The following is a 13,802-nucleotide window of genomic DNA, read 5'->3' as shown; positions in this document are numbered from 1 at the left end:
AGGACGTCCAAGTAAATGTCGACGGCAAACCGCCACGTGTGGGACACGCGACGGTGGAGCCTATGCCTTGACAGGGGCCGGGGCCTGGTCGGCGACCTTGGCCTCCAGCTCGTGGCTGATCTTCCGCTCGACGAAGAAGGCGGCCGTGGGGATGGTGCCCGCGAGCAGCACCCACAGCTGCCGGCCGACCGGCCACTTCGCCTTGGAACCGAGGTCGAAGGCGACCACGAGGTACACGACGTACAGCCAGCCGTGCGCGATGGCGACCACTCGGGTGAAGTCGGCGGCCCCGTCGACGTCGAGGCCGTACTTCGCGATCATGCTCAGACACAGCAGCACCAGCAGCACACCGGTGGTGTAGGCCATCACGCGGTAGCGGGTCAGCACGCTTCGTTTCATGGGCACGAGCGTAACCGTACGTTCCGGGAGATCTTGGGCCGGGTCACTCGTCGTCGAAATCGTGGGCGGAGACCCGCAGGGGCCGCAGCATCGCGAAGATCTCGCCGCACTCCTCCGCGTCGTACACGCCGAGGCCGAAGTCCATCGCCATCAGGTCGCGGGTGGCCGACTCGACGACCTCTCGACCCTTGTCGGTGATCACGGCGAGCGTGCCGCGGCCGTCGTTCGGGTTGGGCCGCTTGGCCACCAGACCGGAGCGCACCAGACGGTCCACGGTGTTCGTCACGGACGTGGGGTGCACCATGAGCCGCTCGCCGATCTTTGACATCGTCAGCTCACCGGCCTTGGAGAAGGTGAGCAGCACCAGCGCCTCGTAGCGCGCGAACGTCAGCCCGTACGGCTTGACCACCGCGTCGACCTCGGCCAGCAGGATCTGCTGCGCCCGCATGATCGAGGTGATCGCGGCCATCGAGGGCACGTTCCCCCAGCGCTGCTTCCACAGGTCGTCGGCACGGGCGATGGGATCGAAGGGAAGACTGAGAGGCTTCGGCACGAACCCGACCCTACCGGCCGGTCATATACCGGTCAGCCCCGTCTCGGCTTTCGGTCGCCCGCAGCGCCAGGGCCAGCGCGCAGCAGCACACCGCGCCCAGCGCACCGGCCCCGGCGACGGTGGCCCGCACCCCGGCGAACTCGGCGACGACACCCGCGAGCGCCATGCCCACGCCCTGGATGGTCATGAGCCCGGCGCTCAGCACGGTCATGGCCCGTCCGCGCAGCCCCTCGGGCACGGCCCGCACCAGCCACTGGTCCAGTCCCAGGGTGTACGCCGTCCCCGCCCCGGAGAGCAGCAGGAGCAGCAGCGACGGCACCAGGCCGGGGCGCAGGGCGTAGCCGAGGTAGGGCAGCAGGGTGAGGCAGACCAGCGGGAGGGCGACACGTTCGCGGGCCGGGGGTGCGAGCCGCGCCCCCGCGAACAGCTCACCGGCGACCGTGCCGACGGGCAGCGCGCACATCAGCAGGCCGAGGCCGGTGGAGCCGGCGCCCAGCGCGTCGGCGTACGGGGCGGCCAGCGCCTCGGGCACCACGGAGAACAGGGCCGGGATCCAGAAGAGGAGCAGCAGGAGGCGCACCCGGCGGTCGGCGAGCAGCTGCCGGGAGCCGGCCAGGCCCCGGGTCGCCGTGGCGCGGGCGGGCCGGGCTCGGGTGCCCAGGCGCAGCAGGGCGGCCGAGGCCAGGAAGGTGGCGACGGTGACGAGCAGGGCGTGCCGGGGCGCGACGACGGTGAGCAGCAGCCCGCCGAGGCCGTACCCGATCAGCAGCGCGCTCTGCGCGACGATGCGCAGCAGGGAGCGGCCGAGGACGAACAGGTCGCCGCCGCCCAGGATGTCGGCGAGGGTGGCCATCCGGGTGCCGGCGAACACCGGGGAGACGACGGCGAGGCAGCAGCGCAGGGCGAGCAGGACGGTGATGCCGGTGCCGGGCACCGCCATCAGGGCGACGCAGCCCGCGCACACCAGGTCGCACACCACGAGGACGCGGCGGGCGGGGAAGCGGTCGGCGAGCCCGGCGAGGAGCGTGCCGCCGAGGAGGTACGGCAGGAAGCCCAGCGCGAAGGCGAGCGCGCTCAGCAGGGGCGAGCCGGTGAGGTCGTAGACGAGCACGGACAGCGCGATCTCGCTGACGATCACGCCGAGCATGGACAGGACGTGCGCGGCGAAGACGGCGCGGAACTCGCGCACGGCGAAGACACGGGTGTAGCCGGTGTCCGGCGCCTTCGGGGCCTGGGGGTCTGCGGTCACGGACGGCAGGGTGCACGGGGGCGCGGGGGCGGCCGTAGAGTTTCGGCGTCAGCCGAATCTTCCGCCGGAGCTGCCCGTGTCGTCGCGACTGCACTTCGCGGAGGAGGACTTCCTGCGCTGCCGGTTCTCGCTGTCGCCGCTGTGGGAGACGACGGAGGCGGTGCGCACGCTGCGGCGGCCGGACCGGCACGGGTACCACGCGCACTGGCTGCGCCGCATCCGTACGGCGGCGGCCGGCCTCGACCTCGCCCCGCTGTGGCTGCTGATGCCGCGGCGCGGGCACTCGCCGGACTGGCTGGTCCCGCCGCCGCTCGGTCCGGCGGCGACGTTCGAGGAGGAGCTGGCGACGGTGCGGGCGGCCGATCCCGGGGCGGCGCGCGAGGACACGGCGCGATCGCTCGCGGACACCCCGGGGGCGCTGGAGTCGCCGCGGGGCCGGGCCTGGCTGGCCGATCCGGCGCGGATGATCCGCGAGCTGACCGGGGTGCTGGAGGAGGCGTGGCGGGTGCTGGTCGAGCCGGACTGGCCACGGCTGCGGGCGCTGCTGGAGGCGGACGTCGTGTTCCACTCGCGGCGGCTGGCGGAGGTGGGTCTCGGCGGGCTGCTCCCGGAGATCAGCCGGCGCTGCGGCTGGCACGCCGGGACGCTGACCGTCGAGTCCCGGGGGCGGCACGAGCGGCACCTCGGCGGGCGGGGGCTGGTGCTGATGCCGAGCGTGTTCGTCTGGCCGGACGTGGTCAGCAGCTTCGATCCGCCGTGGCAGCCCGCGCTGGTCTATCCGGCGCGGGGCATCGGGGGCCTGTGGTCACAGCCCGCCGAGCGCGCCCCGGACGCCCTGGTCCGGCTCCTCGGCCGGGGCCGGGCGAGCGTCCTGGCGGCCCTGGACGAGCCGGCGACGACGACCGCGCTGTCCCGCCGGCTCCCGCTGTCCCCCTCGTCGGTCTCCGCCCATCTGACCGCGCTGCGCGACGCGGGCCTGCTCACCGCCCGCCGCTACGGCCACGAGGTCCACTACGAACGCACCCCCCTGGGCATCGCCCTGGCCACGGGCGGCTGAGCGGAACCACCGGGCGAGGTGGCGTCGCTACTGGGCCAGGTGGCGTTCGATCGTCTCCACCTTGGAGGTGAGTCCGTCGGTGACGCCGGGGCGGATGTCGGCCTTGAGCACGAGCGACACGCGCGGGGCGCGCTCCTCGACGGCGGCGACGGCCCGCCGGACGACGTCCATGACCTCGTCCCACTCGCCCTCGATCGAGGTGAACATGGCGTCGGTGCGGTGCGGCAGCCCGGAGGCGCGGACGACACGGACGGCGTCGGCGACGTACTCGCCGACATCCTCACCGACGCCGAGCGGTGTCACGGAGAAGGCGACGATCACGCGTTCACCACGCCTTCCTTGCGGGCGCGGGCGGCGATGACCGCGCTCTCGGCCTCGCGGCGCAGCTTGCGCTCGGCGAAGAAGCCGCCGGTGGGCAGCACCGAGAGGACGAAGTAGAGCGCCGCCGTGCCCGGGCCCCACTTGGCGCGGTTCCAGGCGTCGGCCCAGAAGATCACGTACAGGATGAACAGCACACCGTGGACCGCGCCCATCACGGGCACCGCGTTGAAGTCGGTGGTCCGCTTGAGCACCGAGCAGACGAGCAGGACGAGGAAGGACACGGCCTCGGGCGCGGAGACCAGGCGGAGGCGGCGGAGGGCGGAGGCTGTCTTGAGGTCCACGGGTCACCTTCGGTGGGAGATTCGCTGACGGCGCGGTCGCTTTGTGAACGGAAGCACAAACGCTCGCCCATTGTGACGCACGAACCCGCGGTCCCGGTGGGAGGGGTCTGTCCGCAACCGCCCGTTCCCGGTTACCTTCGCACCGTGGCGATGTTCCGGCTCCAAGGGAGCAAGGTGCTCGCCGTCGACATGACCGGGGACGCCGTGAAGGCGAAGAACGGCTCGATGGTCGCGTACGACGGGCAGATGGCCTTCAAGAAGCTGACGGGCGGCGGTGAGGGACTGCGGGGGATGGTGACCCGGCGGCTCACCGGTGAGCAGATGACCGTGATGGAGGTGAAGGGCCACGGGACGTGCTGGTTCGCGGACCGCGCGTCCGAGATCAACCTCGTGCAACTGCGGGGGGACAAGCTGTACGTGGAGTCGAGCAATCTGCTCGTGACGGACGCGGGGCTGCGCACGGGGACCACGTTCACCGGGCTGCGCGGGGCGTCCCAGGGCAACGGGCTGTTCACGACGACGGTCGAGGGCCACGGGCAGGCGGCGATCATGTCCGACGGTCCGGCCGTGGTGCTGCGGGTCGGCCCGCAGTTCCCGCTGACCGTCGACCCCGGCGCGTACATCGCCCATCAGGGCGATCTGCGGCAGTCGTTCCAGTCGGGTGTGACCTTCCGCACGTTCCTCGGTGAGGGCGGCGGCGAGGCGTTCCAGATCCGCTTCGAGGGCGACGGACTGGTCTACGTACAGCCGAGCGAGCGCAACACGATCGCGGGGGACGTCTGAGATGGCCTTCAGGGAGATCAACTCCAAGATGGTGGAGGCGACCGTCGTCCCGGGGCAGCGGCTGTTCAGCCAGCGCGGGGCGATGCTGGCGTACCGGGGCGAGGTCGGCTTCACACCCAGCGTCCAGGGCGGGCAGGGCGGCGTCATGTCGATGCTGGGCCGCCGGGTCGCGGGCGAGGCGACGCCGCTGATGTCCGTGGAGGGCAGCGGCACGGTGTTCTTCGGGCACGGCGGCCACCACGTCCACGTCATCAACCTCTCCGGCGACACCCTGTACGTCGAGGCGGACCGGCTGCTCGCCTTCGAGGGCACCCTCCAGCAGGGGACGATGTTCATGGGCTCGCAGGGCGGGGTCATGGGCATGGTGCGCGGGCAGGTCACCGGTCAGGGGCTGTTCACGACCACGCTGAAGGGCCATGGCTCGGTGGCGGTCATGGCGCACGGCGGGGTCTTCGAACTGCCGGTCACGCCGCAGCGCCCGGTCCACGTCGACCCCCAGGCGTACGTCGCCCACCACGGCGACGTGCGCAACCGGCTCTCCACCGCGCTCGGCTGGCGCGACATGGTCGGCCGGGGCTCGGGCGAGGGGTTCCAGCTGGAGCTGAGCGGCAACGGTGTGGTGTACGTCCAGGCGTCGGAGGAGAAGCTGTGAGCGCATACGGGGGCGGCGGGCCGGTCGTGTACGACCCCATGACCCTGCCCGTCGACGACAACGTGAACCCGTACACCTTCTGCGTGGACCTCAAGGGCAGCCAGTGGTTCCTCCAGAAGGGCAAGATGATCGCCTACTACGGGGCGATCGAGTTCAACGGCATCGGGCACGGGCGGCTCGACCGGCTCGTGCGGACGTCGTTCCACTCGCCCCTCCACGCGAGCGACTGGGTGGTGGCGGAGGGCTCGGGCCGCATGCTCCTCGCCGACCGGGCCTTCGACGTCAACTCGTACGACCTGGAGGACGGCAACCTGACCGTCCGTTCCGGCAACCTGCTCGCTTTTCAGCCAAGCCTCGCGCTCAAGCAGTCGATCGTGCCGGGCTTCCTCACCCTCATCGGGACGGGGAAGTTCGTGGCCGCCTCGAACGGGCCGGTGGTGTTCGTGGAGCCGCCGATCCGGGTGGACCCGCAGGCGCTGGTGGGCTGGGCCGACTGCCCCTCCCCCTGCCACCACTACGACCACGCCTACCTCACCGGTGTCATGGGCGGTCTACGTGCGATGACGGGTCTCGGCGGGGCCTCCGGGGAGGAGCACCAGTTCGAGTTCGTCGGGGCCGGCACGGTGCTGCTCCAGTCGACGGAAACCCTGATGGCCGAGCAGGCGACGGGAGCGGTTCCGCATGAGCCGGGGGTGCCGGGCGGCGGGGTTCCGGGAGGTCACGGACCCGCGCAGGGCGCACCGAGGCTTCCCGGACAGCTGGGCGACCTCCAGCGTCGCTTCGGGCTGTGAGCGGTAGTCTGCGGAGTGTGACGTCGAACGCGTGCGCACCGTCACACCACCGTCACTAGTTCGCCTTTCAACTTCTTAGGTAGACTTCATTCATGGAGACCGAGACGGCCACGCGCTGGCTGACCGATGCGGAGCAGTGCGCCTGGCGCACCCACCTGGAGGTCAACAGGCTGTTGACGTACCAGCTCGAAAAGGATCTCCAGCCGTTCGGTCTGACGATGAACGACTACGAGATCCTGGTGAACCTGTCCGAGTCGGAGGACGTGCGGATGCGGATGAGCGACCTCGCCTCCGCCACCCTCCAGTCCAAGAGCCGGCTCTCGCACCAGATCACCCGCATGGAGAACGCGGACCTGGTCCGGCGCGAGAACTGCGAGTCGGACCGGCGGGGGCTGTACGCCGTGCTCACCGAGCACGGCATGGAGACGATGCGGAAGGTGGCGCCGCACCACGTGGCGTCGGTGCGGCGGCACTTCATGGACCTGCTGTCCCCCGAGGCGCTGGCCAAGCTGGACACGTCCCTGAAGCCGGTGGCCGACCATCTGCGGGGCCAGCGCGGACGTCCCTGACCGAGCACCCCGCGGACAGCGCGCCCGACCGGCCCGGGGTGGGCCCGGCCGGCCGCGGGCGGGCCCGGTCCGCCGGGAGCGCACCCCCGGTCAGCTTCGGGTGAGGCCCGCGACCAGTTCGTCGGCCGCGCGGTAGGGGTCGAGTTCGCCCGTCACGATGCGTTCCGCGAGGGCGCTGAGGCGGCGGTCGCCGTGCAGGTCGCCGATGCGTTCACGCAGCGCCGTGACGGCGATCGTCTCGACCTCGCGGGCGGCACGGGCCCGTCGGCGCTCGGCCAGCACCCCGTGCTCCTCCGTCCACGCCCGGTGCTTCTCCAGGGCCTCCACGACCTCGTCGATGCCCTCGCCGCGGGCCGCGACCGTCTTGACGATGGGCGGCCGCCAGTCGCCGGGTCCGCGCGCCTCGCCGAGGCCGAGCATGTGGTTCAGCTCACGCGCGGTGGCGTCGGCGCCGTCCCGGTCGGCCTTGTTGACGACGTACACGTCGCCGATCTCCAGGATGCCCGCCTTGGCCGCCTGGATGCCGTCGCCCATGCCCGGGGCCAGCAGCACCACCGACGTGTCGGCCTGGGAGGCGATCTCCACCTCGGACTGGCCGACGCCGACCGTCTCGACCAGGATCACGTCGCAGCCCGCCGCGTCCAGCACCCGGATCGCCTGCGGGGCCGCCCAGGCGAGGCCGCCGAGGTGACCGCGGGTGGCCATGGAGCGGATGTAGACGCCCGGGTCGGAGGCGTGCTCCGACATGCGCACACGGTCGCCGAGCAGCGCGCCGCCGGAGAACGGCGACGACGGGTCGACGGCGAGGACGCCGACCCGCCTGCCCTGCTTGCGGTACGCGGTGACCAGGGCGGACGTCGACGTGGACTTGCCGACCCCGGGAGAGCCGGTCAGCCCGACGACGTACGCGCCGCCGGTCAGCGGCGCGAGGGCCGCCATGACCTCCCTGAGCTGCGGGGACGCCCCCTCCACCAGGGAGATCAGCCGGGCCACGGCACGCGGCCGCCCGTCCCTGGCCTGGGCCACCAACGAGGAGACGTCCTGCATCACAGCTCCGTTCCGCCCGTGAGTTCCGTTCAGCCCTTGGCCACGCGCACGATCAGCGCGTCGCCCTGACCGCCGCCGCCGCACAGCGCGGCCGCGCCGACCCCGCCGCCCCGGCGCTTCAGCTCCAGCGCGAGGTGCAGGACGAGCCGGGCGCCGGACATGCCGATCGGGTGACCGAGGGCGATGGCCCCACCGTTGACGTTCACCCTTTCCGGGGACACGCCGAGCTCCTTCACGGACTGGTGGGCGACGGCGGCGAACGCCTCGTTGATCTCGATGAGGTCCAGGTCGGAGACCTCGAGGCCCTCCTTGCCCAGCGCGTGCAGGATCGCGTTCGACGGCTGGGACTGGAGCGAGTTGTCCGGTCCTGCCACATTGCCGTGGGCGCCGATCTCGGCGATCCACTCCAGGCCCAGTTCCTCCGCCTTGGCCCGGCTCATCACGACCACGGCGGCGGCGCCGTCGGAGATCTGCGAGGAGGTGCCGGCGGTGATCGTGCCGTCCTTCGCGAACGCCGGGCGCAGCTTGCCCAGCGACTCGGCGGTGGTGTCCGCGCGGATGCCCTCGTCCTTGCTGAAGACGACGGGCTCACCCTTGCGCTGCGGGATCTCGACCGGGGTGATCTCGGCCTCGAAGACGCCGTTCTTCTGCGCGGCGGCGGCCCGCTGGTGGGAGAGTGCGGCGATCTCGTCCTGCTCGGCGCGGCCGATGCCGAGGCGCGTGTTGTGCTTCTCGGTGGACTCGCCCATGGGGACGGCCTCCCAGGGGTCGGTCAGGCCGTCGTACGCCATCGCGTCGAGCATCTGCACGGCGCCGTACTTGTAGCCCTCGCGGGACTTGGGCAGCAGGTGCGGGGCGTTGGTCATGGACTCCTGGCCGCCCGCCACCACGATGTCGAACTCGCCCGCGCGGATCAGCTGGTCGGCGAGGGCGATGGCGTCGAGGCCGGAGAGGCACACCTTGTTGATCGTCAGCGCCGGGACGCTCATCGGGATGCCCGCCTTGACGGCGGCCTGCCGCGCCGGGATCTGCCCCGCCCCGGCCTGGAGGACCTGGCCCATGATCACGTACTGCACCTGGTCGCCGGTGATCCCGGCGCGCTCCAGGGCGGCCTTGATCGCGATGCCCCCCAAATCCGCGCCAGAGAATGACTTGAGCGAGCCGAGCAGACGGCCCATCGGGGTGCGGGCGCCCGCGACGATCACGGAGGGCGTGCTGTGGGTTCCTGACATGAGCTGCGATCCCCTTTCAGCTGCACAAAGCCGAGGAGTGAACGAGGGTTTACTTCGAATGTACTGAGCGGTACTCCGCCCCGTCATCGGGCCGTCGGTGTGATCGCGCGCACGTTGCGTAACCGGCCCGGTGGCGCTGCACTGAGACCATGCTGACGCGAATCGACCACATCGGGATTGCCTGCCACGACCTCGACGCCACGGTCGAGTTCTACCGGGCCACGTACGGCTTCGAGGTCTTCCACTCCGAGGTCAACGAGGAGCAGGGCGTGCGCGAGGCCATGCTCAAGATCAACGATACGTCCGACGGAGGGGCTTCGTACCTCCAGTTGCTGGAACCGGTCCGCGAAGACTCCGCGGTCGGAAAGTGGCTGGCCAAGAACGGTGAGGGCGTCCACCACATCGCCTTCGGCACCGCGGACGTCGACGGCGACTCCGAGGACATCCGCGACAAGGGCGTACGCGTTCTGTACGAGCAGCCCCGCCGCGGTTCGATGGGGTCCCGGATCACCTTCCTGCACCCCAAGGACTGCCACGGAGTCCTGACAGAACTGGTCACTTCGGCGGCCGTTGAGTCACCTGAGCACTGACCCTCGTACATAGAGGCCGGTAGGGTTGGGGGCGGTCGCCCGCCGAGACCGGGGTGGCCGCATGCCGGGGTCCGGGTTTCGGGGGACGAGCGTCGGGGCAGCAGCCCATGCTCCGCCGTTGATCTGACACCATTCCCCGGGGGCTCCGTTCGGCGGACGGACGGGGCTCGTTCGGAGAAACTTGCGACCAGGGGACGGATGGGACCGCGCAGTGCGGGGCTACGAGAGCCAGGAGCGAGAGCCGGCGGCTGACGTCGACCACCTCTCTCGGTTCGAGGCCGAGATGAAGCGGCTGAAGACCGAGCGGGAAAAGGCGATCCAGCACGCCGAGGACCTCGGCTACCAGGTCGAGGTGCTGCGCGCCAAGCTGCACGAGGCGCGCCGCACCATCATGTCCAGGCCCGCGTTCGACGGCGGTGACATCGGCTATCAGGCCGAGCAGATGCTGCGCAACGCGCAGATGCAGGCCGACCAGCTGCGCCAGGACGCCGAGCGCGAGCTGAGCCAGGTGCGCGCGCAGACCCAGCGCATCCTCCAGGAGCACGCCGAGCAGGCCGCGCGGCTCCAGACGGAGCTGCACCAGGAGGCGGTCACCCGCCGCCAGCAGCTCGACCAGGAGCTCGCCGAGCGCCGGCGCACGGTCGAGTCGCACGTCAACGAGAACGTCGCCTGGGCCGAGCAGCTGCGCTCCCGCAGCGAGTCCCAGGCCCGCCGGCTGCTCGACGAGTCCCGCGCGGAGGCCGAGCAGTCCATCGCCGCCGCCCGCGCGGAGGCCGAGCGGCTGACGGGCGAGGCCCGGCAGCGGCTCCAGAGCGAGGCGGAGAACGCCCGCACGGAGGCCGAGCAGATCCTGCGCCGTGCCCGTACGGACGCCGAGCGCCTGCTGAACGCCGCCTCCACCCAGGCCCAGGAGGCCGCCGACCACGCCGAGCAGCTGCGCAGCTCCACGGCGAGCGAGTCGGACACGGCCCGCCGCCAGGCGAGCGAGCTGAGCCGGGCCGCCGAGCAGCGCATGGCCGAGGCCGACACGGCGCTGCGCGAGGCCCGCGGCGAGGCCGAGAAGGTCCTCGCCGAGGCCAAGGACGCGGCCTCGAAGGCCCTCTCCAGCGCCGAGACCGCCAACGAACAGCGCACCCGCACCGCGAAGGAGCAGGTCGCCCGGCTGGTCAGCGAGGCCACCAAGGACGCGGAGGCGACCCGGGCCGAGGCCGAGCAGATCGTCGCGGACGCCCGCGCGGACGCCGAGAAGCTGCTCGCCGAGGCCGGCGAGAAGGCGCGCAGCGTCACCGCCGAGGAGGCCGCCTCCCAGCTGTCGAAGGCCGCGAAGACCGCCGAGGACGTCCTCGACAAGGCGTCCGAGGAGGCCAAGCGGACCACCAAGGCCGCCGCCGAGGAGGCCGAGCGCATCCGCACGGAGGCCGAGGCCGAGGCGGACCGGCTGCGCGCCGAGGCGCACGACATCTCCGAGCAGCTCAAGGGCGCGGCGAAGGACGACACCAAGGAGTACCGCGCCAAGACGGTCGAGCTCCAGGAGGAGGCCCGTCGGCTGCGCGGCGAGGCCGAGCAGCTGCGCGCCGACGCGGTCGCCGAGGGCGAGCGCATCCGCGCCGAGGCCCGGCGCGAGGCCGTCCAGCAGATCGAGGAGGCGGCCAAGTCCGCCGAGGAGCTGCTGGCCAAGGCGAAGGCCGACGCGGACGAGCTGCGCCAGAGCGCCACGACGGACAGCGAGAAGGTCCGTACGGAGGCCATCGAGCGCGCGACGACGCTGCGCCGGCAGGCCGAGGAGACCCTGGAGCGCACCCGCAAGGAGGCCGAGCGGCACCGCGCGGAGAGCGTGGAGCAGTCCGACGCGCTCAAGGCGGACGCCGAGCGGGCCGCGCGCGAGCTGCGCGAGGACACCGAGCGTGCGGTGGAGGCCCGGCGCGCGGAGGCCGCCGAGGAGCTGACCCGGCTGCACACCGAGGCCGAGGAGCGGCTGGCCTCCGCCGAGCGGGCCCTCACCGAAGCCCGGGAGGAGGCCGCCCGGATCCGCCGGGAGGCCGGCGAGGAGGGCGAGCGGCTGCGGGCCGAGGCCGCCGAGCGGATCCGCGCCCTGCTGCAGCAGGCGGAGGCGGAGGCGGAGCGGCTGCGCGACGAGGCCGCGGCGGACGCGTCCGCGTCCCGCGCCGAGGGCGAGAACGTCGCCGTGCGCCTGCGGTCGGAGGCCGCGGCCGAGGCCGAGCGGCTGAAGACGGAGGCCCAGGACACCGCCGACCGGGTCCGCGCGGAGGCGCAGGCCGCCGCCGAACGGCTGGCCACGGAGGCGTCCGAGACGCTGGCCGCCGCCCAGGAGGAGGCCCTGCGGCGCCGCCGCGAGGCCGAGGAACTGCTCGGTTCCGCCCGCCAGGAGGCGGACCAGGAGCGCGAGCACGCCCGCGAGCGGAGCGAGGAGCTGCTGGCCTCCGCGCGCAACCGCGTGGAGGAGGCCCAGGCCGAGGCCGTCCGCCTGGTCGAGGAGGCGGACCGGCGGGCCACCGAGATGGTGGCGGCGGCCGAACAGCACGCCCAGCAGGTACGGGACTCCGTCGCCGGGCTGCACGAGCAGGCGCAGGAGGAGATCGCCGGGCTGCGCTCGGCCGCCGAACACGTGGCGGACCGTACGCGCCGGGAGGCCGAGGAGGAGGCCGACCGCGTCCGCGGCGACGCCTACGCGGAGCGCGAGCGCGCCGGCGAGGACGCGAGCCGGGTGCGGCGCGAGGCCGTCGAGGAGTCGGAGGCGGCCCGCGCGCTCGCCGAGCGGACGACGACGGATGCGATCACCGAGGCCGAGCGGCTGCGGTCCGACGCGGCGGCGCACGCGCAGCGGGCGCGCACCGAGGCGTCCGACACGATCGCGCAGGCCGACCAGGACGCCACGCGCGCACGCGCCGAGGCCCGCGAGGACGCCAACCGGATCCGCTCCGACGCGGCGACCCAGGCGGACACCCTCATCACGGAGGCCCGCAACGAGGCCGAGCGGCTCCAGTCGGAGACGATCGCGGAGGCCGAGCGGGTCCGGGCCGACGCCATCGGCAAGGCCGAGAAGCTGATCTCGGACGCGAGCGGCGACGCGGAGCGGCTGCGGGCCGAGGCGGCGGAGACCGTGGGCGGCGCGCAGCAGCACGCCGAACGCATCCGCGTCGACTCCGAGCGGCTGCGCTCGGACACGGAGGCGGAGGCCGAGCGGCTGGTGTCCGCGGCGCGCGAGGAGGCCGACCGCACCCTCGACGAGGCCCGCAGGGACGCCAACAAGCGTCGCTCGGAGGCGGCCGAGCAGGTCGACACGCTCATCACGGAGACCGCGGCCGAGGCCGACAAGCTGCTCACCGAGGCCCAGCAGCAGGCGCAGAAGACCACCGCGGACGCCGAGTCGCAGGCCGACACCATGGTCGGCGCGGCCCGCACCGAGGCGGACCGGCTGGTGTCCGAGGCCACGGTCGAGGGCAACTCGCGGGTGGAGAAGGCCCGTACGGACGCGGACGAGCTGCTGGTGGGCGCCCGCCGGGACGCCACCGCGATCCGGGAGCGCGCCGAGGAGCTGCGCGAGCGCATCACGAACGAGATCGAGGAGCTGCACGAGCGGGCCCGCCGGGAGGCCGCCGAGACGATGAAGTCGACCGGCGACCGCTGCGACGCGCTCATCAAGGCCGCCGAGGAGCAGCTGGCCAAGGCGCAGGCGAAGGCCAAGGACCTGGTCTCGGAGGCCGACTCCGAGGCCGGCAAGGTGCGCATCGCCGCGGTCAAGAAGGCCGAGGGCCTGCTCAAGGAGGCCGAGCAGAAGAAGGCCACGCTCATCCGGGAGGCCGAGGAGCTCAAGGCCGAGGCGATCCGCGAGGCGCGGCGCACGGTCGAGGAGGGCAAGCGCGAGCTGGAGATCCTGGTGCGCCGCCGCGAGGACATCAACGCCGAGATCTCCCGGGTGCAGGACGTCCTGGAGGCGCTGGAGTCGTTCGAGGCGCCGTCAACCGGCAAGGACAACGGCGTCAAGGCGAGTGCCACCGTCGGAGCCCCTCGTTCGGGTGGCAAGTCGTCCGACAGCTAGCGCCGGGGTCCGATTCGGGTGTCTTCTGGGGCCTTTGACCAAGAATTTGGCAAGCCCTCAGGCGGTTCGCCACCCAAAAGGGGTGTCATTCTCCAGATCAAACACGTATCCGCTCGATGACACACCGCTTCGGCCCCTAGGATTCCACCTATCACCTC

Annotated in this window: 14 protein-coding genes; 7 read left to right on the top strand and 7 right to left on the bottom strand. The window is 72.4% G+C overall.

Translation table 11 applies throughout. The features are described 5' to 3' along the window. Positions 1-60: 60 nt before the first annotated feature. The 3 genes from AB0F77_RS32460 to AB0F77_RS32450 are packed head-to-tail and all read right to left on the bottom strand — an operon-like array spanning position 61 to position 2,099. Positions 61-399: a DUF3817 domain-containing protein gene (locus AB0F77_RS32460; RefSeq protein WP_361955254.1), complete on the bottom strand. Its 339-nt coding sequence runs from the start codon at positions 397-399 to the stop codon at positions 61-63. Positions 400-442: 43 nt separating this feature from the next. Then, the gene (locus AB0F77_RS32455) at positions 443-952 is read right to left on the bottom strand and encodes a MarR family transcriptional regulator (RefSeq protein WP_361955253.1); all 510 of its coding nucleotides are present in this window, start codon (positions 950-952) and stop codon (positions 443-445) included. A 10-nt stretch (positions 953-962) separates the two neighbouring features. Next, positions 963-2,099 carry an MFS transporter gene (locus tag AB0F77_RS32450; RefSeq protein WP_361955281.1) on the bottom strand — a complete coding sequence of 379 codons (1,137 nt, stop codon included), beginning with the start codon at positions 2,097-2,099 and terminating at the stop codon, positions 963-965. A gap of 178 nt (positions 2,100-2,277) precedes the next feature. Between AB0F77_RS32450 and AB0F77_RS32445 the strand changes: the two genes are divergently transcribed. Then, the gene (locus AB0F77_RS32445; protein WP_361955252.1) at positions 2,278-3,258 is read left to right on the top strand and encodes a DUF5937 family protein; all 981 of its coding nucleotides are present in this window, start codon (positions 2,278-2,280) and stop codon (positions 3,256-3,258) included. Positions 3,259-3,285: 27 nt separating this feature from the next. Here AB0F77_RS32445 and AB0F77_RS32440 read toward each other — a convergent pair whose 3' ends face one another. Together AB0F77_RS32440 and AB0F77_RS32435 are read right to left on the bottom strand one after the other, a co-directional pair. After that, positions 3,286-3,579, bottom strand: coding sequence for an MTH1187 family thiamine-binding protein (locus tag AB0F77_RS32440; RefSeq protein ID WP_361955251.1), 294 nt, complete (start codon positions 3,577-3,579; stop codon positions 3,286-3,288). Further along, positions 3,576-3,920 (bottom strand): DUF3817 domain-containing protein, encoded by a 345-nt coding sequence (locus AB0F77_RS32435; protein ID WP_361955250.1) that lies wholly within the window; start codon positions 3,918-3,920, stop codon positions 3,576-3,578. Before AB0F77_RS32435 ends, AB0F77_RS32440 begins: the two co-directional genes overlap by 4 nt. Positions 3,921-4,070: 150 nt before the next feature. Here AB0F77_RS32435 and AB0F77_RS32430 point away from each other — a divergent pair, with 150 nt between their 5' ends. From AB0F77_RS32430 to AB0F77_RS32415, 4 genes are all read left to right on the top strand, one after another. Further along, positions 4,071-4,703 carry an AIM24 family protein gene (locus AB0F77_RS32430; RefSeq protein ID WP_361955280.1) on the top strand — a complete coding sequence of 211 codons (633 nt, stop codon included), beginning with the start codon at positions 4,071-4,073 and terminating at the stop codon, positions 4,701-4,703. 1 nt (position 4,704) lies between these two features. After that, the gene (locus tag AB0F77_RS32425; protein ID WP_361955249.1) at positions 4,705-5,355 is read left to right on the top strand and encodes an AIM24 family protein; all 651 of its coding nucleotides are present in this window, start codon (positions 4,705-4,707) and stop codon (positions 5,353-5,355) included. After that, the gene (locus AB0F77_RS32420; protein WP_361955248.1) at positions 5,352-6,146 is read left to right on the top strand and encodes an AIM24 family protein; all 795 of its coding nucleotides are present in this window, start codon (positions 5,352-5,354) and stop codon (positions 6,144-6,146) included. The genes AB0F77_RS32425 and AB0F77_RS32420 overlap by 4 nt, the downstream gene beginning before the upstream one ends. Before the next feature lie 92 nt (positions 6,147-6,238). Further along, complete coding sequence (locus AB0F77_RS32415) at positions 6,239-6,715, top strand: MarR family transcriptional regulator (RefSeq protein WP_361955247.1); 477 nt, start codon at positions 6,239-6,241, stop codon at positions 6,713-6,715. 90 nt (positions 6,716-6,805) lie between these two features. Here AB0F77_RS32415 and meaB read toward each other — a convergent pair whose 3' ends face one another. Together meaB and AB0F77_RS32405 are read right to left on the bottom strand one after the other, a co-directional pair. Continuing rightward, positions 6,806-7,762 (bottom strand): methylmalonyl Co-A mutase-associated GTPase MeaB, encoded by a 957-nt coding sequence (meaB, locus tag AB0F77_RS32410; protein WP_361955246.1) that lies wholly within the window; start codon positions 7,760-7,762, stop codon positions 6,806-6,808. A 29-nt stretch (positions 7,763-7,791) separates the two neighbouring features. Then, on the bottom strand, positions 7,792-8,994 hold the full coding sequence (locus AB0F77_RS32405) for an acetyl-CoA C-acetyltransferase (RefSeq protein WP_361955245.1): 1,203 nt from the start codon (positions 8,992-8,994) through the stop codon (positions 7,792-7,794). 149 nt (positions 8,995-9,143) lie between these two features. Here AB0F77_RS32405 and mce point away from each other — a divergent pair, with 149 nt between their 5' ends. Both mce and scy read left to right on the top strand, forming a co-directional pair. Beyond that, on the top strand, positions 9,144-9,584 hold the full coding sequence (mce, locus tag AB0F77_RS32400; RefSeq protein ID WP_361955244.1) for a methylmalonyl-CoA epimerase: 441 nt from the start codon (positions 9,144-9,146) through the stop codon (positions 9,582-9,584). Positions 9,585-9,795: 211 nt separating this feature from the next. After that, positions 9,796-13,644: a polarized growth protein Scy gene (scy, locus tag AB0F77_RS32395; RefSeq protein ID WP_361955243.1), complete on the top strand. Its 3,849-nt coding sequence runs from the start codon at positions 9,796-9,798 to the stop codon at positions 13,642-13,644. The last annotated feature ends 158 nt before the right edge of the window (positions 13,645-13,802 follow it).

It is taken from the genome of Streptomyces sp. NPDC026672, assembly GCF_040638185.1.
In the GTDB taxonomy this organism is placed as follows: Bacteria; Actinomycetota; Actinomycetes; order Streptomycetales; family Streptomycetaceae; genus Streptomyces.
The sequence above is the reverse complement of the archived record's forward strand: the minus strand, read 5'-3'. Positions and strand labels throughout refer to the sequence as shown.